Here is a 25,814-nt window from a genome sequence, read left to right on the forward strand (position 1 = left end):
GGAATTAAAAATCAGGGGCCAATTTGAGGCCCCTGTTCAACATACTTAGTTTAGATGAGTCGACCGTAGCCGACTCATCAAAGTCTAAGAGCTCACACGAGCAGACTAATTATTCAGCAGCTACGAAACCGTCTTGCTCTGCTTGTGCAACGATGTCTTGGTTACGACCTTCGTTTACAGTTTGAGCAACAGCGTTTAGGTATAGTTGAACTGAACGGATTGCGTCATCGTTACCTGGGATTACGAAATCAACGCCATCTGGATCAGAGTTAGTATCAACAACAGCAAACACTGGAATACCTAGGTTGTTTGCTTCTTTGATTGCAATGTGCTCGTGATCAGCGTCGATAACAAATAGCGCATCTGGTAGACCGCCCATGTTCTTGATACCGCCAAGTGATTTCTCAAGCTTTTCCATTTCACGAGTACGCATTAGCGCTTCTTTCTTGGTTAGCTTTTCGAAAGTGCCGTCAGCAGCTTGAACTTCAAGGTCTTTAAGACGCTTGATTGATTGACGAACAGTTTTCCAGTTAGTCAACATACCGCCCAACCAGCGGTTGTTCACATAGAACTGCTCACAGTTGATTGCAGCTTCTTTTACAGATTCGCTGGCTGCGCGCTTAGTACCAACGAAAAGAACTTTGCCTTTACGCTCAGCGATAGCGTTTAGCTTAGCAAGCGCTTCGTTGAACATAGGAACAGTTTTCTCTAGGTTGATGATATGAACCTTGTTACGTGCGCCGAAAATGAAAGGTTTCATTTTTGGGTTCCAGTAACGGGTTTGGTGGCCGAAGTGCACACCGGCCTTCAGCATATCGCGCATAGAAACAGTAGCCATTGAATATTCCTCTTGGGGTTAGGCCTCCACATATCCCATGAATCCGACCCATATGTTGCTGTTTTCACAGCTTCACAGGCACCCCGGAGCACGTGTCGATATGTGTGTGATGTTAATCAAATAAATTATGGAGAGGCATCTGCCAACTCCGGCGCGCTTTATACCACAAAAGCGCAGTAAAACACCAGCGACAAAATCAGAATCGATGGTTTTTTGCCATACTGATACAACAGCGCAGGCTGCGTTTAAGAATGAATCTAGTTTTCAGTTATGGTCGAGCCTGCTAACATATGCGGTTTATCGCCATAGCATTAGGTAGAAGGTCGATGAGTATTCCAATTAAAAACGCTGATGAAATCGAAAAAATGCGCGTCGCTGGTAAGCTGGCCGCAGAGGTCTTGATGATGATCGAACCACACATCAAACCCGGCGTCAGCACGGGGGAGATCGACCGTATTTGTCACGATTATATCGTCAATACCCAGCAAGCAATTCCTGCGCCGCTGAACTATCACGGTTTCCCCAAATCCATTTGTACCTCTGTAAACCATGTGGTTTGCCACGGTATTCCAGATGACAACCAACTATTACAAGATGGCGACATCATCAATATCGATGTCACTGTCATTAAAGATGGTTACCACGGTGACACTTCTAAAATGTTTTTAGTGGGTGAAGTCAGCGCAGAAGACAAACGCTTGGTTCGCGTAACGCAAGACAGCTTGTACCACGCAATGAAGAAAGTGAAACCTGGCGTTAAACTTGGCGAGCTTGGTACAACCATTCAAAAATTCATTAAGAAAAGCGGTCGCTTTTCCATTGTCAAAGACTACTGTGGTCACGGCATCGGTGCGAAATTCCACGAAGAGCCACAAGTGGTGCACTACAAAAACAATGACAACACTGTATTGAAAGCTGGCATGTGTTTTACCATCGAGCCAATGATCAATGCCGGTCGCTTTGCTTGTATTACCGATGAAGACGATGGCTGGACTTCTTATACCATCGATGGCAAAAATTCAGCGCAGTGGGAGCACACCCTACTGGTCACTGAAGATGGCTGCGAAGTCCTCACCCTACGTGATGACGACACCATTCCACGTCATATGAAAAACTAAACGTGGATTGAGCAATACTCAGCATTGCCAAAATCCAGTACACTAGAAGCCAGCTTTTGCTGGCTTTTTTTATCGCCAGTCCACTTAAAATTCGATGCAACATCGTATCGACTTGGATGCAGGATGCATATGGCTCAATTTCAATTCCCCACTCCATTTACACCAGATCCCGCTATTCTTCGCGATTCTCTTGCCCAGTTTCATCAACGGCAGCAAACGCAGTTTGAGCAAGGCGAAGCCATTGAGACCTTGGTTCTTGAGCGATCCCAATGGATGGATCAGCTACTCACCTTGCTTTGGCAGCATCTAGGCTTTGATCAATATCCGCGTCTTTGTTTGGTCGCTGTGGGCGGCTATGGGCGCTGTGAGCTGCATCCACTGTCCGATATTGACCTGCTACTGCTTAGTGAGCAATCACTTCCTAAAAGTGCAGAAGAACCCATTAGCCAGCTGCTCACCTGCCTGTGGGATCTCAAACTGGAAGTGGGGCACAGCGTTCGCACCATTGATGCTTGCTATGACGCAGGCGAAACCGATCTCTCCATCGCCACCAATTTGCAAGAAGCTCGTTTGATTTGCGGCGATGACGCGCCGCTGCATCAGTTGAAATTACAAATTCATAATGAGCGTTTTTGGCCCAGTGAGCGTTTCTTTGCCGCTAAAGTCGAAGAGCAGCGCAGCCGTCATCGCCGTTATAACGACACCAGCTATAACCTAGAACCCGACATTAAAGCTAGCCCCGGTGGCCTGCGTGATATTCATACGCTAGCTTGGGTCGCGCGGCGTCATTTCGGGGCCACCAGCCTTTATGAAATGAGCCGTTTTGGCTTTTTGACTGATGCGGAATATCGCGAATTACTGGAGTGTCAAAACACCCTATGGCGCATTCGCTTTGCCCTGCATTTACAGCTCAAACGCTACGACAACCGGCTTACCTTTGCCCATCAAACTACGGTGGCCACTTTGCTCGGTTACCAAGGGGAAGGTAATGAGCCCGTTGAGCGCATGATGAAAGATTTCTACCGCACCTGCAGCCGTGTTTCTGAGCTCAACCGCATGCTACTGCACTTTTTTGATCAAGCCATCGTGCATGAAAATGAAGCGCAAACTGAAATTATTGACGATGATTTTTGTCGCCGAGGACACCGTATTGAGGCGCGTAAGCCTGCGCTTTTTCAAGCGCGGCCCTGCACTATTTTGGATATGTTTTTGCATATAGCCGCAAGCGATCAAATCACCGGTATTACCGCCATGACCATTCGACAGCTGCGTACAGCGCGACGCCGACTCAATCATTTTTTGGTGGAAATTCCAGAAGCGCGAGAAAAATTTATGCAGCTGCTGCGCCATCCCAATGTATTGCATGGTGCACTCGGGGTGATGCATCGCTACGGCGTGCTGTCAGCTTACTTACCGCAGTGGAGCCGCATTGTCGGCCAGATGCAATTTGACCTTTTTCATATCTATACCGTCGATGAACACAGCGTGCGCTTACTCAAACAGCTACGCACCTTTGCCGATGAAAAAAATCGTGAACAGCACCCGATCTGCTGTGAAATTTTCCCGCGCATGGTGAAAAAAGAGCTGCTCTATATTGCCGCCATTTTCCATGATATTGGCAAGGGGCAATCCGGCGATCACTCAGACATCGGCGCTCGAGAAGTACATGCATTTTGTCTGCAACATGGCTTATCAAAACATGAAGCCAATTTAGTCAGCTGGTTGGTACAAAACCATCTGTTAATGTCAGTCACAGCCCAGCGCCGCGATATTTACGATCCTGAAGTAATTCGTGAATTCGCCAAGCAAGTGCGCGATGAACTGCGCCTTGATTATTTGGTCTGCCTCACCGTTGCCGATATCTGCGCCACCAATAGTAATTTATGGAATAGCTGGAAACGCAGCCTACTGGCCGAGCTTTATTACAGCACCCAAAAAGCGCTCAGACGCGGGCTTGAAAACCCACCGGATATTCGCGAGCGCATTCGCCACAATCAGCAATTGGCGATGGCTGCGCTACATCAATCGGGCTTTGAAACGCAGCAAGTCGAACAGCTTTGGCAGCGCTTTAAAGCTGATTATTTTTTGCGTCATACCTATCAGCAAATCGCTTGGCATAGTGAACATTTACTGAAAAATCCCAATCAATCCCCTTTGGTCCTTGTCAGCCAACAGGCGATCCGCGGCGGCACTGAGATCTTTGTTTATCATCAAGATAAACCTCGCCTATTTGCCACCATTGCGGCGCTACTGGAGCGTAAAAATCTCAGCATTCATGACGCGCAAGTGATGATTAGTAAAGATGGCTTTGCCCTCGATACCTTTGTGGTGCTAGAGCCGGATGGCCAACCACTCAGTGACGATCGCCATGAGCGTATCGTGCATGCGCTGATTCAAACCCTCAATACCAACCGCGCGCCGCAAAGTCCGCGCCGCGCACCGCGCCAGCTTCAACATTTTCAAGTTCGTACCCAAGTGGACTTTCTTCCCGCCAAGGATCGAAAACGCACCATGATGGAGCTGGTTGCCTTAGATATGCCGGGATTATTAGCTCGCGTCGGGACGGTGCTTGCTGATTTTGAATTTAATCTTCACGCCGCCAAAATCACCACCATTGGCGAGCGCGCAGAGGATTTTTTCAGCCTCACCAATGGCGAAAATCAGCCACTCAGTGAATCAGAGCAACTGCAGTTAAAAGATGCCTTAATTGCAGCCATTGATAGTGCGGCGCAGTAGGAGAAGTGATGTACCAACTCTATTATTATCCCAATAATGCCAGCCTTGCCCCGCACTTTGTGCTGCAACACCTAGGTTGTGATTACCAACTGCTGCTGGTTGATCGCAAACAAAATGCCCAGCGCGATCCCAGCTATCTCAAACTCAATCCCGCAGGCAGAATTCCGACCTTAGTCTTTGAGAAAAACCAAGTGCTCTTTGAAGCGGCAGCTATTTGCCAGTTTTTGGCAGAGCAGCACCCTGATGCCGAGTTAATGCCCATACCCGGCTCACCGCTACGCGCCCCAGCGCTGCAATGGCTGACCTATTTAACCAACACGCTGCAAGCAGAATTGATGGTGCGTTACTATCCGCATCGCCATACCGCTGATCAAAGCGACGAGGCCATTGCATCTGTGATTGAGGCGCAAGATCAGCGCCTTAATGAATGCTTTATTTTACTCAATGAGCAGCTCAGCCATGGTCCCTATCTATTAGGTGCCCAGCTCACTATCTGCGATTACTATCTGCTGATGTTGCTAGAGTGGTCACTCAAGATTAAGCCTTCCCCCCTGACCTATCCTCATCTTAAAAAATTTTGCCAGCAGATGATGACACTAAGCGTGGTGCAAGCCGTGTGCGACAAGGAACAGATCGATTTCTCTGCGCTTTGTTAAGCTATTTACTTGGTATTTGTTTAGCTATTTGTTTAGGTACCCAAGAGCGCGACATATGGTCAAACGCAATAAAAAAACCACGGACTGCGCCGTGGTTTTTTATTTATTCCGCTAAACCGTGAGCTGTGTATTGAGCTGGCGCGAAAACTGCTTCAACCAAGCTTTGCAAGGCACCAGTGAATCAAGGGTTTCACTGGCATCAATCTCCAGCATAGGTAATAGCGGCTGCCCACCATATTCAGCAAGGAGCTGCTGCCAATGACGGCCTGCTTGGCAAAAATCGGGGTAACGGCTGTCCCCTAAGCCAACAACCGCATAGTGGCAATGACCTAGATAGCCGCCCAGCTCACGTAATTGCTCATAAAGCGGCGCAATGGCTTTGGGTTGTTCTCCTTGCCCCGTGGTTGACGTGACAATCACCACCACATCTTGGTGATAACGCAGTAACACCTCATATTCAGGCTGAGAATACAGCTGCACTTGCCAGCCAATGAGCGCCAGTTGATGGGCCAAATGTGTAGCCACTCGCTCTGCGGTTCCAAACTCACTGCCGACAAACACTCCGACTTTCACCATCAAATCACTCCCTTTTTGCAATGATTTGATCAGTGTAGGTGGCAATTTTGTCTGGCTTGACTGAGATTGCCGCTAAAACAAAAGCGGCAAATGACGCAACCTTATCAGGTCTATTGCGGCAGAAACTCCTGCCAACCAAATTTGATCATCAGCTGCTGCCAGGTGTCATCAAAATCAGCTTCAATATGAATGGCTTGATGCGTTATTGGGTGAACAAAACGCAGGGAAAGTGCGTGCAGCATCAAGCGGTGACAATGAAGGTGTTCGCGAAACAGACGGTTATGTCGACCATCACCATAATTCACATCACCGATAATATGATGACTTAAATGATGCAGGTGACGACGTAATTGATGCTTGCGCCCCGTTTGTGGCAGCAGCGACAGCAAACTATAGCGGCTAGTCTCATAACGGCCACAAGCAATGGGCAGCTCAACATGCGCCAAGGGCTGATACGCCGTGATCGCATCTTGTAGCGGCGCAGGTTGACTGGCTTTGCTATCGGCAATTTTGTCATGCTGCTTTTGCAGCGGATAATCCAGAACACCACCCTCTTTGAGCCAACCACGCACCACAGCCAAATATCGTTTTTCAATGGCATGACTTTGGAAAATCGGCTGCATTAAGCTGGCGACCTCGCTAGACAGTGCAAACAAAAGCACGCCAGAGGTAGGTTTGTCTAAACGATGAATGGGAAATACATGGCGACCTAATTGATCGCGCAGCGTTTGCATCACAAATTGTGTTTCATGGCGATCCAGCCAAGAACGGTGCACCAGCATGCCTGCGGGTTTATTGACGGCAACCAGCCATTCATCTTGGTAGCAGATGGTTAAGCTCATGAAGCGGCTCCTAATCGGTCATCAAGCTGCAAAGTAATCTCTAAAATGGCCTGCTGATAGGGCAGATTCAGTAAGCTTTGCTCAAAATAGGGGGAGATACAAAATGTACTCGGTAAAGGTGCGCCACTGCGCAACAAGGCTTGCATGCGCGGAATCAAAATCCATTGCAGCCATTCAGTGGGCGTCAGCGTATCAATGGCAAAAGGCTCTACACTTTGTAGCGCTTGAGGGCTTGGCGGTTGTGATTGCCAGCAACCCTGTTGTTTGAGCACCACTTCAAGTTGATTGAGTAGTTGCTCACATTCTTGCCTAGAATTCATGGGAATCTCCTTGAAATCGCGGCGCAGGATACCATCAAAATAGACAAGCCCCTATAATCGCACTCTTTTATCGCTGCATTTTCTCGCCATTGCATAATTATTAGGAGATTCAATGTCTGCACCGCACACGCTCTCGGCTTTACTTCAACAGGCACAATGTCATTTTCGTATTTATGATTTAAGCCGCCGCGTCACCGCTCTTTCTCACAGCCAATTTGCAGCCATTGAAGCAAACCAGCAGCCTTATCCCTATCCGATGAATCAGCAAGCGCAAATCGCCGTGGCCTTTTGGCGCGAAGCACAAGCACCCTACATTTGGTTTGTCGCCCTACCATTGGATGAGCGCGGCTTGCTAAAACAAGCGGCCATGGGCGATTTCATCAAATATATTTTACAAGCGCTCAGCCAAGACCCAACTCAGAGTCAAACCAATCAGCAAGAAAATCCCTATAGCATCACGCCCAAAGAGGACAAAATGGCGGTCTTTCATGCCAAGCTGACCGCTGAAATGAGCCTCCCTGCCAGTCAATACTACGCACCGGCACAAAACTATTTTGCTGGCGATGAATACCAGCAGGGGTGGCAGAGTTTGGGGTTACAGGGCATCGCCGATTTTTGCGCACGTCTTGAGCAGCACAACCAGCGCACGCAAATTCGCCGCGCGCTGCAACATCTTCCGCTGCCCGTGCGCTACGCCACGCTTGGCTGTTTAGAGCATATGCACATTGATGACAAATTGGCACAGACCCTGTTTGAGTTGCTCACCCGCGAATATGAAAAGGGCATGGGTCAGTATCAAGATGAAAACGATGCTGTAGGCTGCGATCTCTTTTTGCTCACCGCCTATGTGCGCGCTTTGGCCTTAGCACCAGAAAATTGGCGCGATCAAGCCGTAGAATTGCTCCTAAATGATCCTCACCTCAATCATCCAGAGCTGCTGGTAGCCATTGCGGGTCGCTGCTGGGAATCACTACAAATACCCGAGCGATTGGTTTTGTTTTTATTGCGCTTGGCCGAGCTTAAGCAAGCTTCTCTTTTCGCCCGTCTATTTGCCGATCTAGTGCGTTTACCTAGCGTTCGACCAACCGCACTGCAACTACTCAATCAGCCCTTGCCCGCAACACTTGAGCAAGCGCTCACGCAAATGCAGCAAGGACTGCAAGCTCAATAAAGGAGTCATTGAATGTCTTTAGTTGCTATCGTTGCCCTGGTGTTTGCTGCTTGTCTATTTTGGCAACAACGCAAACAATCAGAATTGGCTCATTTTCATGCCTCGCGCTATTGCAAACAGCAATCGCTACAATTACTTACGGTGGCTCGGGAACGATGGCAATGGCATTGGCGTAAAGGCGCGCGCGGGCTTTGTACACACTATCAATTTGAGTTTTCCGCCACGGGTGATGATCATTATCAAGGTCAGTTGGTGATGCAAGGGATGCGTTTACTACAAATTAAAACGCCGCCACATCACCTTCCCACAGCGCCACCACCGGAGCAGGGCTGCTGCGTGGTGAATTTAAAAGACTATCGCTAGTATCTATTGGCTAGTCACGAATTTGGCTCATCGCCAAAAATGATGGTGCTTGCCTCACCTTGGCCCAGAATAAGCACGCCAGATACACAAGTTAGATAAATAAGCCGATACACAAGCTAGATAAACCGATTCGCACGTAAAGTTCGACACGCTAAAAGCACAAAACCCGCCTTTGGGCGGGTTTTGCCATGATGGTCATCTTCATGCAACCATCAAAAGAATGGGCGCAACTTGCGTTGCGCCCTTAAGTTTTTTCGCAGCTATCCGGCTACTAGCAGTGCTCCCTGCCTCATTCCTTGAAATTCGCCAAATCCCTTAGCTTGTTCCGTTTTATCTCTCCTTCCTGGAGGTGTCCAACTCGGTCTATCCTGACCAATCGAGGTATCCTAACACTCGATAACAACGCTATCCTAGCGAGTTCCTTTAGCCTTATCCGTAAAGCGATGTCCCTAACTTCATCCTGAAGTGGTCCTGTGTCATCCTGACTGCAAGTATTCCTGCCTTGCTTAGCGGTTCCATCCAGCTGTCCATTCGCTTCCTGCTCGACCAGCGTTCCTCGCTCATCGACCCTCATCCTGAGGTTGCCATCACTCCTTGGCGCTTTCCTGTTCCGTTTGTCATTTCCTTTGACGTCATTCAGATTACGCTTTTTAATTTTTGAGACAAGAGATGAATAGCATTTATTTTTTTACGAACAGAGCAAAAAAACAACTAAAGTCGATCCAGCCCAGTAAATACGCCGTGCGCAAACGTTTACGCAAATCGTGGATGGCAAATTTTCCCTAGATTATCCTACGTCCATGTAAGAGATCTCTCACAAAGAAAGCAGCTCATAGAAGAAATCAGCCGCAAGGGCAGAAAAAACGGCGTGTTATCCTTCACAGGTTTGACCAGATCAAAGCCAAAGACTTGAGTCACACCAGCAAAACAACGCACAATAGAATACAGACGATACAAGGAGAATCCGATGTCGATGCATGACGCGCTTAATCAGGTACTACAGCAACTCACAGCTGAAGGCAAAACGCCAACCACAGCACTGGTCAAAGCAAGGCTGAATCAGCCAGTACCGATGGCAACGCTGATCCAAGCGATGCAACAATGGAAGCGGCAAAAACAGGTGGATCCCATTGCAATTCAAAGCACACCTCTGAGCGCCGAGGCGCGAATTACCGCTTTAGAAGCAAAGGTTGAAGTACTTGAACAACAGTTGGCAGCGCTGCTGGCTGCCAATCATCAAAAATAGCCCTCTTAAGGGCTATTTGCTGCTTACTTCTTAAAATCCCACGAAATGTTGCTGACCAACTGGCATTGGTCACACTTAAAATCAAAGATATCGTGAATCGGCTCATCCAGCGCCCAATCACCATCGCAGACAGGGCAGCGGCGCTGCTGCTCTTCAGCTAAACTCTCACCACCGACACGATATAGGTATAAATAAGTGGGAATTTTACTCACCACTTGCAAGCGGCGGCACAGATCCCAACCTCGGCGAAACAAACGCGTTCCTGGCTCCCCCATCTCTTTTAACGCGGCATGCTCCAATATCGAGCCATTCATCTGTAACTGATCACAAGCGCTCCAATCCTCTTGCCATTTGATCAACTGTTTTTGATCGCCATTGGCTACCGCAGGCAAACGATATAAAGGCACAGGCAAAAAGGTTTCACCGCAGCGAATGGGCGAGCAAACATGAAGATGGGTGGTATACAGAAGATGCCAGCTACTTTGCTCAGGCGCAGTTAAATCAGAATTCATATCCTGCCCCATCACTTTCACGCGAGGTTGCAAGAGTCCCGCATCCGCCAGCTGGTTCATCGCACGTTGAACCTGCGGTGAATGATGCTTGGGTGACAGACTGTCTTGTTCAGGACAGATCACTTTGGCGGTAAATTGACCACCATCCATCACCACGGGCAATTCACGACCTATAATTTGGCCGCTGTAGCGCAAGCAATCTAAGCAAGCATTAATCGCCCGCTCCACATCGCCCATGGAAGTATCACGGTAAACTTCAAAGCACAGCTCAACACTAAACATCAGCGACCACCGGCTCTAATCCATTTAAAAACGTGGCTAAATCAGGTGCCAAAATTTGGTGCTGTTTTTTACCCAGCACCTCTTTTAGAACTTGCCCGGTGAGATTACAGACACTGATGATCTCTATCTCGCTGTCCAGTGAGCCGATAAAAAGTGAAGGGGATAAACGACGCTGACGCTGCATCACCAAATGACTCAACAGATTTTCTTGCAAACGCAACCAATCCTCATCGCTCCATACCTGTAACAAGGTAAGCGGCAGCGTTTCGCCACTTTGCGGGTCGCGCCAACATACAGTTAAGTCACCGGCATATTGCGTGCCGTAAAATGCTTTGACGCTATCATCAAAATTGAGCTCAATTGCCGCCTCTGATTTAGAAAAATCACGTTCAGCACAGGGCTGCGCTTGCCAGATCACCGTATGTTCCAGCGCCTGCACCACACAAGGTGACTCAAGGCCAAGATAGTGTTCACTTTGGGGCTGACTATTGTGCTGGCTCTGCCATGCTTGTTGATAGCGTTCAGTCAATGCCAAAAGCGCTTCACTTACGGAATAGGACATTCGCAACCTCATTGAAATCAAGTAAAATGGCCGCCATTTTACTGAAACTCTAGCGATAAAGCACATGCAAAAATATGAGAAAGATGCAGCCCTTGCAGGATTAACCCTCGGGCAGAAAACAGAATATCGCGACCAATATGACGCCAGCTTGCTGCAACCGGTGCCACGCAGCCTCAATCGCGATGCACTCAATCTCGGTGATAGCCTGCCCTTTTCTGGCTGCGATATTTGGACGCTTTACGAGCTGTCATGGCTCAATGCCAATGGCTTGCCGCAAGTCGCCATTGGTGAAGTGCGCCTGCCCGCTACAAGCCCCAATTTGGTGGAGTCCAAATCTTTCAAGCTTTATCTCAATAGCTTTAACCAAACTCGCTTTGACAACTGGCAGCAAGTACAGCAGACCCTGACGGCGGATCTCAGTGCATGTGCAGGAGAAGCGGTACACGTTGCGATCTCAAAAGTCACTGATTTTGAGCAGCAAGCGATAATCGGCTTTGCTGGTGAGTGTATTGATGAGCAAGTCATTGAAATCAACGATTATGCCTTTGATGCCAACTACCTTGAAGGTGCAGCGAATACTGAACAAGTAACCGAAACACTGCATTCGCATCTGCTTAAATCGAACTGCCTCATCACCCACCAACCGGACTGGGGCAGTGTGGAGATCACCTATCAAGGTGGCCGAATCGATCGCGAAAAACTACTGCGCTATTTGGTGTCTTTTCGTCAACACAATGAATTTCATGAACAATGTGTGGAACGCATTTTCACCGACATCATGCGTTTTTGCGCGCCGCAAGCCCTAACGGTTTATGCCCGTTACACCCGTCGCGGCGGTCTTGATATCAACCCTTATCGCTCAAACATTGAAGGCGAGCCGATGCATAATCATCGTCTACCTCGTCAGTAACGCGAACCAGCACCCAATCTAAAAAGCCTTTGCTCACCACCCTAGCAAAGGCTTCTTTCTATCAACAAGCGATTGAATTCAAAAACAGTCTTTATTGTCTAAAGATTCATGCAAGAGACTAGACTTGGCGCATTCAAACGGTAAGATTAATTCTAATTGAGGCTTGTTTTCAGAGATTAATCACTTCATGTTGGTTCGTGCATTTATATTGATGCTTAGCTGGCTTTTGGCGATTCCCATCGCCCAAGCCTTTGACAAACCGTACACACATCCTGCCCTCTCTCAGGCCAACGAAAGCCTATTAGAAAATCCCACTGAATCACTGACTCTCAGTGAGCAATTTCTCAATCAAGCTGATTATGATTTTGCTCGGCTCAATGCAGCGCAAGTGAGTGACTATGAGTTGCAAAAAACGCCAAGTGCCGTGGTCGATGCACTCAAAATCAAAGCCGAAGCTCTCGCCGCGCTCAATGAATATGCAAAAGCGCAGCAAATCATCGAGCAGGCCATTGTCATTGCCCAAAGAATCAAGCAGCCCAAGCTGGTTCAAGAAGCACGTTTCGTACAAGCGCAGCTATTATGGGGACAACGCGAAGACACGGCGGCATTAGCCATTTTGCAGCCGCTTAAAGAGCAGCTGAGTATGGATCCGGCGAGTCATCTTGCGATTCAGGTCTTACTGCTATGTGCAGAAATTCATTCTCATCAAGCCAAGCCTGAGCAAGCTGAGCACGAATACCGCACCCTACAAACCTGGATTGACCGCCGCCCAGAAGACCGACTTACCGCACGTTTTCGTTTAGGCTATGGTCAGCACTTAGTGAACTATGGCGCCTTTGATAGTGCGCTTCCTGAATTGATGGCCGCGCAGCATCTCGCCACGCGATTGCAAGATGATCCGCTGATTGCGCTCAGTAACTTAGCGCTCGCCAATCTCTACTACCAACGCAGAATTTACGACCAAGCCTTAGACACAGCAATGCAAGCGGCGGAATATTTTGAGCACTACCAAATTCGCCAAGAGCTCTCACAAACCCTGACCCTAATTGCCGATATCTACCAAGCACAAGGGCGCTATAACCACGCCTTAGTCCACTATTTCAATGCCCTAGATCATGAACAAAATAATGCCCACCAGCACAATACGGTGGCGCTTCGCCTATCCATTGCAGAGATTTACCACAAGCTGTACAACCTCGCGCTGGCTGAAGATTATCTAGCTGAGGCGCAAAACCATTTGGCTACGATGGATGAGCCCAGCCTAACCGTTCGCGCGGCTTTAATTGCCGGTGAAATTGCAGAGCAACAATCACAATGGCCAGTTGCGCAGCGCTCCTATCAACAAGCGGTCAAAATGGCCGAGCAAAGTGCTCAGCTGTCATTGCAAGCACGCGCCTTAAAAGCACTTTCTGAACTTTTTGAAAAACAATCTCACTACGACCAAGCACTGGCAGCCCAACGTCAATATGAAGCGGTCAAAGCAGCACATCGAAATCAGCAACGACGCGCCAATATCAACAACTTTATGCAGCAACAAGAAGTGCTGTCACACGGCATGATGATTCAAGACTATCGCCGTCAGGCAGATCATGCGCGTGAGGAACTATGGTATCAGCAGCGCGTCAGTTTGCTGCTCGGCGGCTGTTTGGTGCTGCTATTGCTACTGACCATCTTTAAGCGTTATCAAATCAATCATCTCAAACGCAAGCTGTACCAACTGCGCACGGAGTTTTATACCCACCATCGCAGTGGACTACGCAACTTGCGCTTATTGAGTGCAAAATTGCCAGACTCGATGCAGCAAAGCAGTCATCATTTTGAGCAATGGCAACTGGGGGAAGTGATCCATGAGCCACTGAGCGATCGCCTACGCTTTGCACTGATTGATATTCCCTTTTTAAAACGCATCTACCAACGCCGTGGTTATCAAGAAGCCTTAGACATTGAGCGCCAATTTGGCCAATTTTTAAATGCTCAGGTGCAAGAGCCAGGACGCATCTATCATATCGCCGATACCCTATTTTTGTTTATTGAGCCCAATCCCAAAGGTAATAACGATCCAGCGCCGCTGGCCAGTCGCCTTGAAGTGCTGGTTGCACAATTTACCGCGCAATATGACACCCTGTCGGATCGTATTATGATTGGTCTGGCGGATTATCCCTTTGTGCCCAAGGCCGTCACCGCCATTAATGATCAAGAGCTGATTGACATCTTGCTAATGACAGTGGAAAAAGCGCGCACGCTCAGTGAACAAACAGGAAAAAGTCAATGGATTCACCTTGGTGCCATCGACAGTGCCCCCGCAGCCACCTTTACTCAGGGGAATATTCGCCAATCCTGCTATACCGCCATGGCCAAGGGGCTGGTTCGCGTTCAAAGCAGTTATTCCGGTGATATCTCATGGAAACCCGATCACGATTTTAATAACTAAAAGGACAATACTGAGTCGAAATAAAAAAATCGCGATCGCCACGCTATTTCAGTATCGGTGAATTGGTTAGGATAGAGGCGCTGATGGCATTTTATACATTTCAGCGATAAATCGTGAATCAAGGTACCGTTTACGTTGGATTCCGTTTGCAAGGATGTAACAAATTTACTTATGATGGAGCGAGCTGGAAACGATGGAGACCCTACCCTGCATGAGCAAGGCAGAGTTGCACAACTTGACGAACACCTTGACTAAAAGTCGAGAAACACTACAGCATATGCGCGGGCTTCCACCACAGCTAAAACGCGACCTGCGTAGTCTGTTCAAACAAGCCGCCAATGAAAACCTACCGCAAGCGACCGTGGCAACACGATTGCTAGAGCTGTACGAGCGCGCTGTTAAAGTCAAAACCATCAACGATAATCCCGCCAGTTTGCAAGAAGCCATTGATGTCGATCTGCAAGGCAGCTTGATCAATGAATTACAGCATCTCATTGCTGAACTTGATTTCGAAGGCGAATGTGGCGAACAGCTGCTTTCCATTCGCAATGAATTACTCCTAGGGGTCTCTCCCAAACGCTTACTGGAACTCTCCCTCGATAGCATTCGCTTGGTGGTCTATGGTACCCAGCAAGAGCGCAAACAGTCGCAAAAATTCCTAGAGCAGCTCAATCAAGGGCTGGATAAATTGCGCGATCACACCAGCAAAAATGCCAATGAAGGTGAACGCACAGCCAAAGATCGCCAGCTCATTGCCAACGATTTAGTTGAAATCAATCATTCCATTCATACGCTTGCCAATAGCAGCTCACCTGCAGCACTCAAAGCCCAGGTTCAACTGATTGGCGAACGGATGCATGCGCTGATTGAACGCAACCGCACACTTGAAGCGCGCGAACAGGCTTTGATTGAGCGCCTGCACTCCAATACTCACACCCTGAGTAATCTTTTTGATCAAACTGACAGCTATTGTCGCCGTTTGAATGATCAGCAGCACCGTCTATTCCTTGATCACCTCACCAAGGTTTACAACCGCGCCGCACTGCAAGAGCGTCTCGAGCAAGAGTACCGGCGCTGGCTTCGCTATCAGCAGCCTTTGTGTGTGGCGATGATCGACATTGACCACTTTAAAGAGATCAATGATACCTACGGTCATTTAGCGGGTGATAAAGCGCTGAAAGTGATTGCGCGCACCATGCATAAAGCCCTATCAGACACTGATTTTATCGCCCGTTTTGGCGGTGAAGAGTTTGTGGTGATTTTAAGCGATAGCGATGAGAAGACGCGACAAAGCATCCTGACCAACCTGCGCGATGCGGTCAGCCACATTCCATTTAAATTCCGCGACCACAAAGTATCGATCACCGTCTCTGTGGGTGCGACGCTATTCCAAGAAAGCGATACCCCCACCAGCGTTCTTGAACGAACCGACCAAGCCCTCTACCTTGCCAAGGAACAAGGTCGTAACCGTTTGATTTGGTCGTAATTTAAGTTTTCCACTCAGTATCACATCCAAGCGCCGACAAACGTGACCTCATGCCCTAGTCAGCACGCCAGTGCTGGTGTATGGTGAATTTCACAGCAATTGACCTGGCCATTTTGGCTCGGAGGAAGTGATGATCACCCATATTAGTCCTGTTGGTGCCATGGACCTGCTTTCCCAACTGGAAGTGGAGCAACTCAAACGAACTGCCAGTAGCGATCTCTATCGCCTCTACCGTAACTGTTCTTTGGCGGTGCTGAACTCTGGCGCCCATACCGATAACTCAGAAGAGCTATTGGCCAAATTTCAATCCTTTGATGTCAATGTCATGCGTCGTGAACGCGGCATTAAACTTGAGCTCATGAACCCGCCCGAGCATGCCTTTGTCGATGGCAAAATCATTCGCTCGATTCAAGAAAACATGTTCTCGGTGCTGCGCGATATCGTCTATGTCCATGTGCATATGCAGCAGCGGCGCGATCTCAACCTGACTGATTCAACCCACGTCACCAACCTCATCTTTAGTATTTTACGTAACGCCAATGCGCTGCGTCCGGGTGAATACCCAGATTTGGTGGTCTGTTGGGGCGGCCACTCAATCAACGAAAAAGAGTATCACTACACCCGTTTAGTGGGCAGTGAACTTGGCCTGCGTGAGCTTAATATCTGTACTGGCTGTGGTCCGGGTGCCATGGAAGGGCCAATGAAAGGTGCCACCATTGGCCATGCCAAGCAGCGTATTTGCGATGGCCGCTATCTAGGTCTAACCGAACCTTCCATTATTGCCGCAGAGCCACCAAACCCCATCGTCAATGAACTGGTGATCATGCCAGATATTGAAAAACGTCTAGAAGCCTTTGTTCGTCTGGCCCACGGTATTGTAATCTTCCCAGGCGGTGTGGGCACCGCAGAAGAGCTTCTCTATATTCTGAGCATTATGATGCGCCCAGAAAACCAAAGTCAGCCCATGCCAATTGTGCTCACCGGCCCTAAATCCAGTGAAGCCTATTTCCGTGCAGTGGATGACTTTATTGGCTCAGTGCTTGGCCCAGATGCGCAAAAACACTATGAAATCGTGATTGATGATCCAGTCAAAGTGGCGCAAATCATGAAACAAGCGATGCCCGCAGTCAAAGAGCACCGCTTGGCGACGGGCGATGCCTATACCTACAACTGGTCACTGAAAATTCCGCCGGAGCTACAACTGCCCTTTATGCCAACCCATGAAAATATGGCAGAACTGGCGCTCTATCCAAACCGTCCACCAGAGCAGCTAGCCGCCGCGCTGCGCTGCGCTTTCTCTGGCATTGTTGCTGGTAACGTAAAAGAGGAAGGGATTCGCGAGATTAAGCGCAAAGGCCCATTTAAGATCCATGGTGACCCAGAGATCATGCACAAAATGGACAAGCTGCTGCGTGACTTTGTCGAGCAGCAACGGATGAAACTGCCGGGCAGTGATTATATTCCCTGCTACGAGATCGTAAAAAACAGCTAATCCAAGGTAAAAACCGCAATTGCGGGTGACAGTCGGTCATCGCGCATTACAATAGGGCAAGCAATTGCCCTATTTTTATTTTTACTCATTTGAGGACGCCATGGCTGCCATTCACCTTGTCATTATTGATGCACTTAATCTCATCCGTCGTATTCATGCGGTGCACCAAAGTGATGATATTGAGCAAACCATGCGTGTCTGTCAGCAAGCACTGCATAAAATCATTGCGCAAAGTGAGCCCAGCCATATCATCGCAGTGTTTGATCAGCTCAATCCCAGCGATCGCGGCTGGCGCGCCGAGGTGTTACCTGACTATAAAGCGGGACGTAAACCCATGCCAGAAGCGCTGCTCGAAGGGATGGATCGTATTCAGGATGCACTTTGGCAATGCGGCGTCGACTCTTTACTCTCGGATGGCGATGAAGCCGACGATCTCATCGCGACGTTGGCTTGCAAGTTAGCTTCACGCGGCGAGCAAGTGACTATCATCTCCACCGACAAAGGCTATTGTCAGTTGCTGCAACCCACCTTGCGTATTCGTGATTATTTTCAGCAGCGCTGGCTCGATATTCCCTTTATCGAAAAAGAGTATGGCGTCAAAGCCACACAACTGACCGACTATTGGGGCTTGGCTGGTATTAGTTCCAGTCAAATTCCGGGCATTCCCGGCATCGGACCAAAAGCGGCGCAAACCCTGCTAGCGCAGTATGGCGATTTAGAAACGATTCTTAACGCCACGGATCTCCCCGCGCGTTATCAAAATAAAGTCAGTGAATTTGCCGAGCAGGCGCGCCGCTGCCAGCAAGTCTCACGACTTAAAACAGATATTCCCTTGGGCTTTAATTTACGCGATATTCGTTACCAAGCAGCGCCGGAATAAGATCCTGTTTCGTAACCTTCGCCCCAAAATCAAAAAAACAAGTCAGCAAATCAAGGATGATGGCCATGCCAACGCAGCAACAATTTATTGAGCAAGATTTTTCAGAGCAAGATTTCAGTAGCCAGCGTTTTGAGCAATGCACCTTTATTCGCTGCCGCTTTCGCCACTGCGATTTCAGTGAAAGCCAGTTTATTGATTGCCAATTTATCGATCGCCAAGAGCCGCAGGGCTGTGATTTTAGCTATAGCAAATTGCAGGATGCTTCCTTTATTCACTGCCAATTGGGGCTGTGCGACTTTACTGGCGCTAACTGCTTTGCCATTGAGCTTCGCCAGTGCGATCTCAAAGGCGCTAATTTTTCCCGTGCCAGCTTTGCCAATCAAATCAACAATCGCAGCTATTTTTGCAGCGCCTATATCACAGGCTGCAATTTGGCCTACGCCAACCTTGAAAAGCAGGTGATTGAAAACTGTGAACTATTTGAAAACCGCTGGCTCGGCGCCAATTTGCAAAGTGCCTCGCTGCGCGGCTCCGATCTGAGCCGCGGCGAGTTTTCTTCCGATGTCTGGGGACAATTTCAAATGCAAGGTTGCGATCTTAGTCATGTGGAACTCACTGGCCTCAATCCCAAGCGCATCGATCTCACTGGCGTGAAAATCAATGTTTGGCAACAAGAGCAGCTGCTTAGCGCCATGGGTATTGAAGTAGTGATGGATTAACCTTCTGACATAAAGGCCGAATGATAGCTCACCTCACCGGAGGGCATCGCATCAGCATATGCTGCTGAGTCCGAAGCGGTGCTTGAGCTTGAACTCAAAACTAGGCTTAAAAAATATTCCGCAGGCACGCCAGGTAACACCAAACTGTCCTGCGCCTGAAAACCAAAGCGCTGATAATATGCAGGCTCGCCAAGTAGTACGATACCTTTAGCGCCCAGAGCTTTCATCGCCTTGATTCCCGCTTCAATCAATTGGCGACCAATACCTTGACCTTGACGAGCTGGCTGCACCGAAACGGGACCTAAACCATACCAACCATTCAACTGGCCTTGAATGCGCACCGGCGAGAAAGCGACATGTGCCAAAATGCCCGTTTCATCTTCAGCAATCAATGAGAGCGTCAATGCGTCTTGATTGCGCAGCTGCTCAACAATCAAATGCTCTGTGGGGAGCGCCCCTGGCACATGATGGGGATGATTTTCAAAAGCGGCATAGGTGAGCGCTGAAATCGCACCAATATCGCCCTTCTTTTCTTTTCGTATCTGCATTCTTTAATCCACTCGCTTTAAAATAAACATGTGATAGCCATACTGACCTAAAAACTGACGATGAATTTCAAGCTCTGTATTGAGATCGCGCCAAGCATTGGAGCTAATCGAGGCTTGGCAGATCTCAGACAGCCTCTCATTTAGCGGCATCAGATAGTTTTGCCATGCCTTCTCCGTTAAGGTGAAATGATCCACCACCGCATAGCCAGCGGCTTGCATCTGTTGAAGACGCTGCGCAACTGTACTCATGTCAGGGTAATTTAGCTGCCAAAACTCACTCGCCTTTGGATCTCTTTGCTCCAATAGCCAAACTAAATCGCTGAGCACCAAATACCCCTGCGGTCGCAGTAAGGCTCGCCACTGAGACAGGGCTTGTGTCACCCCCATGATATAAGCGCTTCCTTCAGCCCACAGCAGATCAAATTGCTGCGCCTCAAAAGGCATTTGAGTCATGCTCGCACAATGTGTGGTGATTTGTTCACTAAACCCTAGCTCAATAGCGCGCTGCTGCACGCAGCTTAAACTGTATTCATCGTTATCTAGGGCGGTAATTTGAAACTGTGAAGCTTTGGCTAACGGCAAAGTGCTGGCACCTTTGCCACAGCCAATCTCTAGCATCTTGCCCGCGTCAATGGGTAAGGCATGAAGCGCTCTTAATACGTCGTCTTCTGAGCTCGGGCCAAGATGCACCAAGCCTTCAAATAACCGCTCAAAGTCCGCCATATATTGGTCATGTTCATTCATATCTTTAGATAACCACTTCAGCCGCAGGGCATGTTTTTCATCGAAACCTTGTTTAAGTAACCAGTCAAAATGCGCCTGTGGCGCACTCAGTTCCAAAGATTGATGCCAATCTCGCATGGCGTGCTCACCAAGCATGGCAGCTAATAGATCTCTGGCTTTTTTCTTGTGTTCAATCTCAGTATCCAAAGTATGCAATCGCTGCTGTAACGTGTCTCTGTCCATCTTGGCTTCAAGACAAGCCAAACACTCCTTTAAGCTCAAGCCACCGGCTTGCAGTTTTTGCAGTAATTTAAGACGCTGAAGATCGCGCTCGCTATAACAGCGATATCCATTGCTTTGTCTTGTACCCGCTATCAAGCCTAGTTTTTCGTAATAGAGTAAAGTGGCGCGGCTTAAACCCACACACTTTGCCAGCTCAGAGATTTGATACACAGTGCCCCCCTTTATCGATGAATGCAGGATAAACTGTAAAGTTATAGTCAGGTCAATACAAAAGTACGTCATAGATAAAATGTATATAAAAAAAGAAGAGCACCAAGGCTCTTCTTTTTTTATATACGGCAAAGCTGATCAATTAGTTGGTGCGACGCACATGCACGGTGATCTCTTCACGATCGTGATAAAGATGCTTGGCTTGTAGGGTAAATTTCACGCCATTGTCGATGAGGAAGGTTTTCAAGTGCTCAATATCTTGGCGCACCTCTTCGTAGCGGCGATTCATCGGCAATTTAAGGTTAAACATCGCCTCTTTGGCCCAGCGGTCAATTAACCACTCGCCCATCAGCTGTGCCACGCGCGCTGGTTTTTCAACCATATCACACACCAGCCAAGTGACGTTCTTGCGCTGCGGCTCAAATTTAAAACCATCCACTTGGTGATGTTTGACCTGACCGGTTTCCATCAAACTATCGGCCATCATGCCGTTATCGATGGCATGCACAAACATCGAACGGCGCACCAATTGATAGGTCCAGCCGCCCGGGCAAGCGCCCAAATCGACGGCCCACATCCCGGGTGCTAAACGCTCTTCCCACTCGTTTTTGGGAATAAAGACATGGAAGGCTTCTTCCAATTTCAGAGTCGAGCGACTCGGTGCATCGGCTGGGAATTTTAAACGCGGAATCCCCATGGCAAATTGTGAGTTATTGCCATTCCAAGAGTAACCAATAAAAGCGCTGGTTGAGGTCAGGAAAAACACATGAGCCACCGGCTTTTTGCTATGCGGCTTATCGGTGAGCTTGCCTGCTTTACGCAGCGCTTGGCGAAGCGGCACGGTAAATTTTCGGCAGAATTTAGACAGCTCTTTGCCTAGGTTGGTATCTGGCATCTCGACGCGTAGCTCGCCACACAAAGGTAAGCTATTTCCTGCGCTGAGCAATGGTCCGATACGATCATCTGCATCCATATCAGCCACCAGCGCTGACACTGCGATCATTTGGCGAGCAAAAATCAAAGAGGAGAACTCAAGTTTGCGCACCAAGGTGTCGCCATCATTCTCTTGATAGCCTTCAAACAGCACATAACCACTGTTTTTTTCAAGACGGGCGAAACCGTACACATCAAGGGCGGTCGCTTTGTCTTGAATTTCCGCCGCACACTCTTTTTCAAAACCAGGACGGCAGTACAACAATAGATACTTCACTTGTTTCTCTCTTGATTGATCAATTGGAATTTATCGATATCGCCATGCGGCGATCATTAAGCAGCTCCAGCCGAGCAAAAATGTCACACCACCGATAGGTGTGATCATGCCAAGCTTTGGCATACCCAGTAATGTTAGGGCATAGAGGCTGCCGCTAAACAGCACAGTGCCCAGCAGTAAGCATAATACGCCAGCACGTAACCAGCGTGAGCCGCTGTGCTGAAGCCATAACGCGCAGCCCATCAGTGCTAATGCATGCCACATTTGATATTGCACGCCAGTTTTAAATACTGCTAGATAGGAAGCACTCAGCTGATGCGCCAGCCCATGCGCTGCAAAGGCGCCCAACGCTACACTGCTGCCTGCTAAGAAGCAAGCTGCAATCATCGCCAATCTGGCCCAGCCTTTGGGGTGAATCCACTGCATTGCGTTCTCCTTTTATTTTTGACGACTCAGGCCACGTCAATGACATGATTCAAGGATATGACTTAGTGATAAAACCTGCGCCAACTTGCACGGCTTCATCGATATTTTGCGCATGGCTGCGACCCGATGATTTTCTCGGTTTGAAGCTATGGTCGCCATCCCCAATCCAGTGCAGTTGCACCGCTGGTGATAATGGATAGTCAGCGCAGTCACTGCGGTTGCCAAAACTATCGCGCTCGCCCTGTAATATCAATGTCGAACACTTGGCCAATGCTAAATGCTCGCCTTTAAAGCGATCAGGCTTACCCACTGGATGGAAAGGAAATCCCAAACAGACTACGCCTTGAATTTTCGCTTTGAGCTCAGCAGATAACGCATTTTCAGCATCACTCATCAGTAAGCTGGCCATGCGCCCACCCATGGATTTTCCACCAATATAGAGGGGTAAAGACCAACGATTGGCACAATAGGCCACCACCTTGGCAAAGTGGGCGAGAAGAACAGGCGCGCGATTGGGCGGTCTTTTTTTACCCAAGATTTGCTGCTCAGCCATATAGGGGAAATTGAAACGCACCACAGTTACCCCTAGCTCAGCTAATCCTTGCGCCACTGATTGCATAAATTCATGATCCATACCGGCGCCAGCGCCATGGGCAAAAATAAATAATCCATTGGCCTTACCCTGCGCTTCATCAATGCGCAGTTCAGCTTGTAAATCAATGCACTCACTCATGACTATTCCCATTACCATGGCGACTCAAACAGCCGCAATATCCTATTAATATTGCAGCGCTTGCTCTTGTTCCGCTTCGGCGCGGGCCAAAATCCAATCACGAAACGCCTGTACACGTCCGGTGTCGGTATGTTTGTCATGACTGACCACATAAAAGGCATTTTTACTGACCAGCACTTCATCAAAAGGACACACTAAGCGCCCAGCTTCCAAGTCTGGTTGTGCTAGCACGCTATTGGCTAGCGCCACACCTTGGCCATGAATGGCTGCTTGCAGCACCATACTGGAGTGACTAAAAATCGGGCCATGATTGACATTAAGATTAAGCAAATCGTTGTTTTTGGCATAGGCCTTCCACTCTTTGCGCGAGGTGTCATGCAGCAATGTGTGCTGCGCTAAATCAGCAAGCTGGCGCATGGGTTTGGGGCCGGTCAGTAGTTTCGGCGAGCACACGGGGATCAAGGTTTCTTGATAGAGTTTATCCACGCGCAAGCCCGGCCAATTACCGCGGCCATAATAGATGGCGACGTCGACATCATCGGTAAGTGAGCCATCATCGAGATCCACAGCTTTAATACGCACGTCGATATCTGGCTCTTGCTCATTGAAATCACTTAAACGCGGCACCAACCATTGAATAGCAAAGCTTGGCGTTAAGCTGACGGTGAGTGTCCCTTTGGCGCTGCGCGCAAGTACCTTATCGGTGGCATCTGAAATCGCGGCAAAGATATCTTTAATATCGAGAAAATAGCTTTGCCCTTCCTCGGTTAAAAATAGCGAGCGATTGCGACGACGAAATAGCTTTAGTGCCAAAAACTCTTCTAATGCTTTAATTTGGTGACTGACCGCGGCTTGAGTCACAAATAACTCCTCCGCAGCACGGGTAAAACTCAAGTGTCTGGCTGCGGCCTCAAAAACCTTCAGCGAGTTGAGTGGGGGCAGTCTTCTAGCCATGTGGTGTTGCGCTCTTTATCATTAGTTTTTCTTATGCAGCACATTATAATTTGTCCATTGAGCCAGTACCAGATAAACCCTATATTATTCTGGCACTCGGGTAGACAGCGCGTCGGATGACTCGCTTCTCTTGTGCATGTTGTGTTTGCATATTGTCCCGGATTGGGACCGATGACTTTTGTCATCAATTCTTCCTGAATCTTGACCTAATTTGTCAAAATTTGTTGTGGCACTGCGAATTTCGCAGTGCTTTTTTCTTTTTAGGCCCACCGCAATGGTTCAGCCTAAGGTCAGATTACCTTTTACCTTGCCATTTTGTGGCGAAAACGCCAAGATCAGCAGCATATTTAAACCATCATCCATCAGAACGTTGCGGTTATGACCTCTTTTGATATCGACGCCATTCGTCGTCAATTTCCTGCGCTTTGCTCAAACACCGCGCCCGTTTATCTCGATAGTGCGGCGACCACGCAAAAACCCAGTGCAGTCATTGGGGCGCTTACCGCGCACTATCAAGGGCAAACGGCCAATGTTCATCGCGGTCTTCATCAAAGTAGTTTGCAAGCCAGCAACCGCTTTGAAAGTGCCCGCCATACCTTAGCGCAATTTATTCATGCAAGTTGCGATCAAGAGATCATCTGGACCCGAGGCGCTACTGAAGCGCTCAATCTAGTGGCACAAAGCTATGGTCGACATGTACTGCAAACCCATGATGTGATTTTGGTCAGTGAAATGGAGCACCACGCCAATATCGTGCCTTGGCAATTGGTGGCCCAGCAAACCGGTGCCCGTGTTGAAAAAATCCCGATGCTGCAAGATGGCCGTTTAGACCTCACAGCTTATCAGCAATTGCTCACGCAGCATTCAGTGAAGATCGTTGCCGTCACGCAAATGAGCAATGTCACTGGTTGTATTAACCCCATTGAGAAAATAGCGGCGCTTGCTCATCAAGCGGGCGCTGTGATTGTGGTGGATGGCGCGCAAGCCGTGGCACACCTTGCGATTGATGTACAAGCACTGGATGCCGATTTTTATGTGTTCTCAGGTCATAAAATCTATGGTCCAGAAGGGATTGGCATTCTCTATGGCAAGTTACCGCTCCTTGAGCAGATGCCACCTTGGCATGGCGGCGGTAAAATGGTCACCCGTGTCTCTTTTGAGGGCACCCAATTTACTGGCGTACCCGCCAAATTTGAGGCTGGCACACCTAATATCGGCGCCGCCATTGCGCTCGCGGCTGCGGTAGATTGGCTAGAGGATTTGGATCGCACACAAGCAGAGGCGCATATTCACAATTTAGTGGAACGCACCAAACAAGCGATTGAGCAGAATCCTGCGCTTAGCGACTTACGCATTGTTGCGCCGCAGCCACACAGTCCACTCCTTTCCATCACCATGGATGGCGTACATCATAGCGATCTTGCCACCTTGCTTGATCAGCAACAGATTGCGGTGCGCTCTGGCCATCACTGCGCTCACCCACTGATGGATGCGCTGAATTTATCCGGCACAGTGCGCATCTCTTTTGCGCTCTACAATAACCAGCACGATGTGGACCGCTTACTTACAGCGCTGGCCAAAGCCTGTGATATGCTCTAATGCATCACCAATCCAAAACGAATCCATA

The 25,814-nt window shown here is 48.7% G+C and carries 25 protein-coding genes; 13 read left to right on the top strand and 12 right to left on the bottom strand.

The window, feature by feature from the left end:
- Positions 1 to 109: 109 nt before the first annotated feature.
- Positions 110 to 838, bottom strand: coding sequence for a 30S ribosomal protein S2 (rpsB, locus tag L9P36_RS10575; RefSeq protein WP_237466635.1), 729 nt, complete (start codon positions 836 to 838; stop codon positions 110 to 112).
- Positions 839 to 1,164: 326 nt separating this feature from the next.
- On the opposite strand from rpsB, the gene map reads away from it, so the two are divergent.
- From map to L9P36_RS10590, 3 genes are all read left to right on the top strand, one after another.
- A complete protein-coding gene (gene map / locus L9P36_RS10580; RefSeq protein WP_237466637.1) occupies positions 1,165 to 1,956 on the top strand; it encodes a type I methionyl aminopeptidase in 792 nt (263 codons plus the stop codon).
- A gap of 129 nt (positions 1,957 to 2,085) precedes the next feature.
- A complete protein-coding gene (gene glnD / locus L9P36_RS10585) occupies positions 2,086 to 4,692 on the top strand; it encodes a bifunctional uridylyltransferase/uridylyl-removing protein GlnD (protein ID WP_237466638.1) in 2,607 nt (868 codons plus the stop codon).
- Positions 4,693 to 4,700: 8 nt separating this feature from the next.
- On the top strand, positions 4,701 to 5,348 hold the full coding sequence (locus L9P36_RS10590) for a glutathione S-transferase family protein (RefSeq protein WP_237466640.1): 648 nt from the start codon (positions 4,701 to 4,703) through the stop codon (positions 5,346 to 5,348).
- Positions 5,349 to 5,459: 111 nt separating this feature from the next.
- Here L9P36_RS10590 and L9P36_RS10595 read toward each other — a convergent pair whose 3' ends face one another.
- From L9P36_RS10595 to L9P36_RS10605, 3 genes are all read right to left on the bottom strand, one after another.
- Positions 5,460 to 5,924 carry a flavodoxin domain-containing protein gene (locus L9P36_RS10595; RefSeq protein ID WP_237466642.1) on the bottom strand — a complete coding sequence of 155 codons (465 nt, stop codon included), beginning with the start codon at positions 5,922 to 5,924 and terminating at the stop codon, positions 5,460 to 5,462.
- 110 nt (positions 5,925 to 6,034) lie between these two features.
- Positions 6,035 to 6,766: a tRNA pseudouridine(65) synthase TruC gene (gene truC, locus L9P36_RS10600; RefSeq protein ID WP_237466643.1), complete on the bottom strand. Its 732-nt coding sequence runs from the start codon at positions 6,764 to 6,766 to the stop codon at positions 6,035 to 6,037.
- The gene (locus L9P36_RS10605) at positions 6,763 to 7,086 is read right to left on the bottom strand and encodes a YqcC family protein (RefSeq protein ID WP_237466645.1); all 324 of its coding nucleotides are present in this window, start codon (positions 7,084 to 7,086) and stop codon (positions 6,763 to 6,765) included. Before L9P36_RS10605 ends, truC begins: the two co-directional genes overlap by 4 nt.
- A 112-nt stretch (positions 7,087 to 7,198) precedes the next feature.
- Here L9P36_RS10605 and L9P36_RS10610 point away from each other — a divergent pair, with 112 nt between their 5' ends.
- From L9P36_RS10610 to L9P36_RS10620, 3 genes are all read left to right on the top strand, one after another.
- A complete protein-coding gene (locus L9P36_RS10610; protein WP_237466647.1) occupies positions 7,199 to 8,257 on the top strand; it encodes a DUF3549 family protein in 1,059 nt (352 codons plus the stop codon).
- Positions 8,258 to 8,269: 12 nt separating this feature from the next.
- On the top strand, positions 8,270 to 8,620 hold the full coding sequence (locus L9P36_RS10615; protein ID WP_237466650.1) for a DUF3301 domain-containing protein: 351 nt from the start codon (positions 8,270 to 8,272) through the stop codon (positions 8,618 to 8,620).
- 967 nt (positions 8,621 to 9,587) lie between these two features.
- Positions 9,588 to 9,866 carry a hypothetical protein gene (locus L9P36_RS10620; protein ID WP_237466651.1) on the top strand — a complete coding sequence of 93 codons (279 nt, stop codon included), beginning with the start codon at positions 9,588 to 9,590 and terminating at the stop codon, positions 9,864 to 9,866.
- A gap of 23 nt (positions 9,867 to 9,889) precedes the next feature.
- Here L9P36_RS10620 and L9P36_RS10625 read toward each other — a convergent pair whose 3' ends face one another.
- Together L9P36_RS10625 and syd are read right to left on the bottom strand one after the other, a co-directional pair.
- A complete protein-coding gene (locus L9P36_RS10625) occupies positions 9,890 to 10,660 on the bottom strand; it encodes a Zn-ribbon-containing protein (protein WP_237466653.1) in 771 nt (256 codons plus the stop codon).
- Positions 10,653 to 11,222 (bottom strand): SecY-interacting protein, encoded by a 570-nt coding sequence (gene syd / locus L9P36_RS10630; protein ID WP_237466655.1) that lies wholly within the window; start codon positions 11,220 to 11,222, stop codon positions 10,653 to 10,655. Before syd ends, L9P36_RS10625 begins: the two co-directional genes overlap by 8 nt.
- 64 nt (positions 11,223 to 11,286) lie before the next feature.
- On the opposite strand from syd, the gene queF reads away from it, so the two are divergent.
- The 6 genes from queF to L9P36_RS10660 all read left to right on the top strand — a co-directional run bounded on the left by queF (position 11,287) and on the right by L9P36_RS10660 (position 19,140).
- Complete coding sequence (gene queF, locus L9P36_RS10635) at positions 11,287 to 12,132, top strand: NADPH-dependent 7-cyano-7-deazaguanine reductase QueF (protein ID WP_237466656.1); 846 nt, start codon at positions 11,287 to 11,289, stop codon at positions 12,130 to 12,132.
- A 187-nt stretch (positions 12,133 to 12,319) separates the two neighbouring features.
- Complete coding sequence (locus L9P36_RS10640) at positions 12,320 to 14,563, top strand: tetratricopeptide repeat protein (RefSeq protein ID WP_237466658.1); 2,244 nt, start codon at positions 12,320 to 12,322, stop codon at positions 14,561 to 14,563.
- Positions 14,564 to 14,774: 211 nt separating this feature from the next.
- Positions 14,775 to 16,049, top strand: coding sequence for a GGDEF domain-containing protein (locus tag L9P36_RS10645; protein ID WP_237466660.1), 1,275 nt, complete (start codon positions 14,775 to 14,777; stop codon positions 16,047 to 16,049).
- A gap of 130 nt (positions 16,050 to 16,179) precedes the next feature.
- Entirely contained in the window at positions 16,180 to 17,541 is a 1,362-nt protein-coding gene (ppnN, locus tag L9P36_RS10650; protein ID WP_237466665.1) for a nucleotide 5'-monophosphate nucleosidase PpnN, read from the top strand.
- Between the two features lie 100 nt (positions 17,542 to 17,641).
- Positions 17,642 to 18,421, top strand: coding sequence for a flap endonuclease Xni (gene xni / locus L9P36_RS10655; RefSeq protein WP_237466672.1), 780 nt, complete (start codon positions 17,642 to 17,644; stop codon positions 18,419 to 18,421).
- A 65-nt stretch (positions 18,422 to 18,486) separates the two neighbouring features.
- The gene (locus L9P36_RS10660) at positions 18,487 to 19,140 is read left to right on the top strand and encodes a Qnr family pentapeptide repeat protein (protein ID WP_237466678.1); all 654 of its coding nucleotides are present in this window, start codon (positions 18,487 to 18,489) and stop codon (positions 19,138 to 19,140) included.
- On the opposite strand, the gene L9P36_RS10665 is transcribed toward L9P36_RS10660, so the two are convergent.
- The 6 genes from L9P36_RS10665 to L9P36_RS10690 form a co-directional block, all read right to left on the bottom strand.
- Positions 19,137 to 19,688 carry a GNAT family N-acetyltransferase gene (locus L9P36_RS10665; RefSeq protein WP_237466680.1) on the bottom strand — a complete coding sequence of 184 codons (552 nt, stop codon included), beginning with the start codon at positions 19,686 to 19,688 and terminating at the stop codon, positions 19,137 to 19,139. The two genes, L9P36_RS10660 and L9P36_RS10665, sit on opposite strands and share 4 nt — an antisense overlap.
- A gap of 3 nt (positions 19,689 to 19,691) precedes the next feature.
- Complete coding sequence (locus L9P36_RS10670) at positions 19,692 to 20,864, bottom strand: MerR family transcriptional regulator (protein ID WP_237466682.1); 1,173 nt, start codon at positions 20,862 to 20,864, stop codon at positions 19,692 to 19,694.
- Between the two features lie 142 nt (positions 20,865 to 21,006).
- The gene (gene rlmM / locus L9P36_RS10675; RefSeq protein ID WP_237466684.1) at positions 21,007 to 22,074 is read right to left on the bottom strand and encodes a 23S rRNA (cytidine(2498)-2'-O)-methyltransferase RlmM; all 1,068 of its coding nucleotides are present in this window, start codon (positions 22,072 to 22,074) and stop codon (positions 21,007 to 21,009) included.
- A 30-nt stretch (positions 22,075 to 22,104) separates the two neighbouring features.
- Complete coding sequence (locus L9P36_RS10680) at positions 22,105 to 22,500, bottom strand: DUF423 domain-containing protein (RefSeq protein WP_237466686.1); 396 nt, start codon at positions 22,498 to 22,500, stop codon at positions 22,105 to 22,107.
- 49 nt (positions 22,501 to 22,549) lie between these two features.
- Positions 22,550 to 23,233 (bottom strand): alpha/beta family hydrolase, encoded by a 684-nt coding sequence (locus L9P36_RS10685; RefSeq protein WP_237466687.1) that lies wholly within the window; start codon positions 23,231 to 23,233, stop codon positions 22,550 to 22,552.
- 45 nt (positions 23,234 to 23,278) lie between these two features.
- Entirely contained in the window at positions 23,279 to 24,187 is a 909-nt protein-coding gene (locus tag L9P36_RS10690; protein ID WP_237466689.1) for a transcriptional regulator GcvA, read from the bottom strand.
- 378 nt (positions 24,188 to 24,565) lie between these two features.
- Here L9P36_RS10690 and csdA point away from each other — a divergent pair, with 378 nt between their 5' ends.
- Positions 24,566 to 25,786: a cysteine desulfurase CsdA gene (gene csdA, locus L9P36_RS10695; protein WP_237466691.1), complete on the top strand. Its 1,221-nt coding sequence runs from the start codon at positions 24,566 to 24,568 to the stop codon at positions 25,784 to 25,786.
- Positions 25,787 to 25,814 lie beyond the last annotated feature (28 nt).

The organism is Vibrio stylophorae (assembly GCF_921293875.1).
Taxonomy (GTDB): Bacteria; Pseudomonadota; Gammaproteobacteria; order Enterobacterales; family Vibrionaceae; genus Vibrio_A; species Vibrio_A stylophorae.

What these genes read in the sequence shown, in the direction of transcription:
- truC (WP_237466643.1), bottom strand. Translation starts at nt 6,766, where the DNA reads ATGAGCTTAACCATCTGCTACCAAGATGAATGGCTGGTTGCCGTCAAT.
- rpsB (WP_237466635.1), bottom strand. Translation starts at nt 838, where the DNA reads ATGGCTACTGTTTCTATGCGCGATATGCTGAAGGCCGGTGTGCACTTC.
- L9P36_RS10685 (WP_237466687.1), bottom strand. Translation starts at nt 23,233, where the DNA reads ATGAGTGAGTGCATTGATTTACAAGCTGAACTGCGCATTGATGAAGCG.
- xni (WP_237466672.1), top strand. Translation starts at nt 17,642, where the DNA reads ATGGCTGCCATTCACCTTGTCATTATTGATGCACTTAATCTCATCCGT.
- queF (WP_237466656.1), top strand. Translation starts at nt 11,287, where the DNA reads ATGCAAAAATATGAGAAAGATGCAGCCCTTGCAGGATTAACCCTCGGG.
- syd (WP_237466655.1), bottom strand. Translation starts at nt 11,222, where the DNA reads ATGTCCTATTCCGTAAGTGAAGCGCTTTTGGCATTGACTGAACGCTAT.
- L9P36_RS10610 (WP_237466647.1), top strand. Translation starts at nt 7,199, where the DNA reads ATGTCTGCACCGCACACGCTCTCGGCTTTACTTCAACAGGCACAATGT.
- map (WP_237466637.1), top strand. Translation starts at nt 1,165, where the DNA reads ATGAGTATTCCAATTAAAAACGCTGATGAAATCGAAAAAATGCGCGTC.
- glnD (WP_237466638.1), top strand. Translation starts at nt 2,086, where the DNA reads ATGGCTCAATTTCAATTCCCCACTCCATTTACACCAGATCCCGCTATT.
- L9P36_RS10640 (WP_237466658.1), top strand. Translation starts at nt 12,320, where the DNA reads ATGTTGGTTCGTGCATTTATATTGATGCTTAGCTGGCTTTTGGCGATT.
- L9P36_RS10690 (WP_237466689.1), bottom strand. Translation starts at nt 24,187, where the DNA reads ATGGCTAGAAGACTGCCCCCACTCAACTCGCTGAAGGTTTTTGAGGCC.
- csdA (WP_237466691.1), top strand. Translation starts at nt 24,566, where the DNA reads ATGACCTCTTTTGATATCGACGCCATTCGTCGTCAATTTCCTGCGCTT.
- L9P36_RS10620 (WP_237466651.1), top strand. Translation starts at nt 9,588, where the DNA reads ATGTCGATGCATGACGCGCTTAATCAGGTACTACAGCAACTCACAGCT.
- L9P36_RS10615 (WP_237466650.1), top strand. Translation starts at nt 8,270, where the DNA reads ATGTCTTTAGTTGCTATCGTTGCCCTGGTGTTTGCTGCTTGTCTATTT.
- L9P36_RS10590 (WP_237466640.1), top strand. Translation starts at nt 4,701, where the DNA reads ATGTACCAACTCTATTATTATCCCAATAATGCCAGCCTTGCCCCGCAC.
- L9P36_RS10645 (WP_237466660.1), top strand. Translation starts at nt 14,775, where the DNA reads ATGAGCAAGGCAGAGTTGCACAACTTGACGAACACCTTGACTAAAAGT.
- L9P36_RS10665 (WP_237466680.1), bottom strand. Translation starts at nt 19,688, where the DNA reads ATGCAGATACGAAAAGAAAAGAAGGGCGATATTGGTGCGATTTCAGCG.
- L9P36_RS10625 (WP_237466653.1), bottom strand. Translation starts at nt 10,660, where the DNA reads ATGTTTAGTGTTGAGCTGTGCTTTGAAGTTTACCGTGATACTTCCATG.
- L9P36_RS10605 (WP_237466645.1), bottom strand. Translation starts at nt 7,086, where the DNA reads ATGAATTCTAGGCAAGAATGTGAGCAACTACTCAATCAACTTGAAGTG.
- ppnN (WP_237466665.1), top strand. Translation starts at nt 16,180, where the DNA reads ATGATCACCCATATTAGTCCTGTTGGTGCCATGGACCTGCTTTCCCAA.
- L9P36_RS10680 (WP_237466686.1), bottom strand. Translation starts at nt 22,500, where the DNA reads ATGCAGTGGATTCACCCCAAAGGCTGGGCCAGATTGGCGATGATTGCA.
- L9P36_RS10595 (WP_237466642.1), bottom strand. Translation starts at nt 5,924, where the DNA reads ATGGTGAAAGTCGGAGTGTTTGTCGGCAGTGAGTTTGGAACCGCAGAG.
- L9P36_RS10660 (WP_237466678.1), top strand. Translation starts at nt 18,487, where the DNA reads ATGCCAACGCAGCAACAATTTATTGAGCAAGATTTTTCAGAGCAAGAT.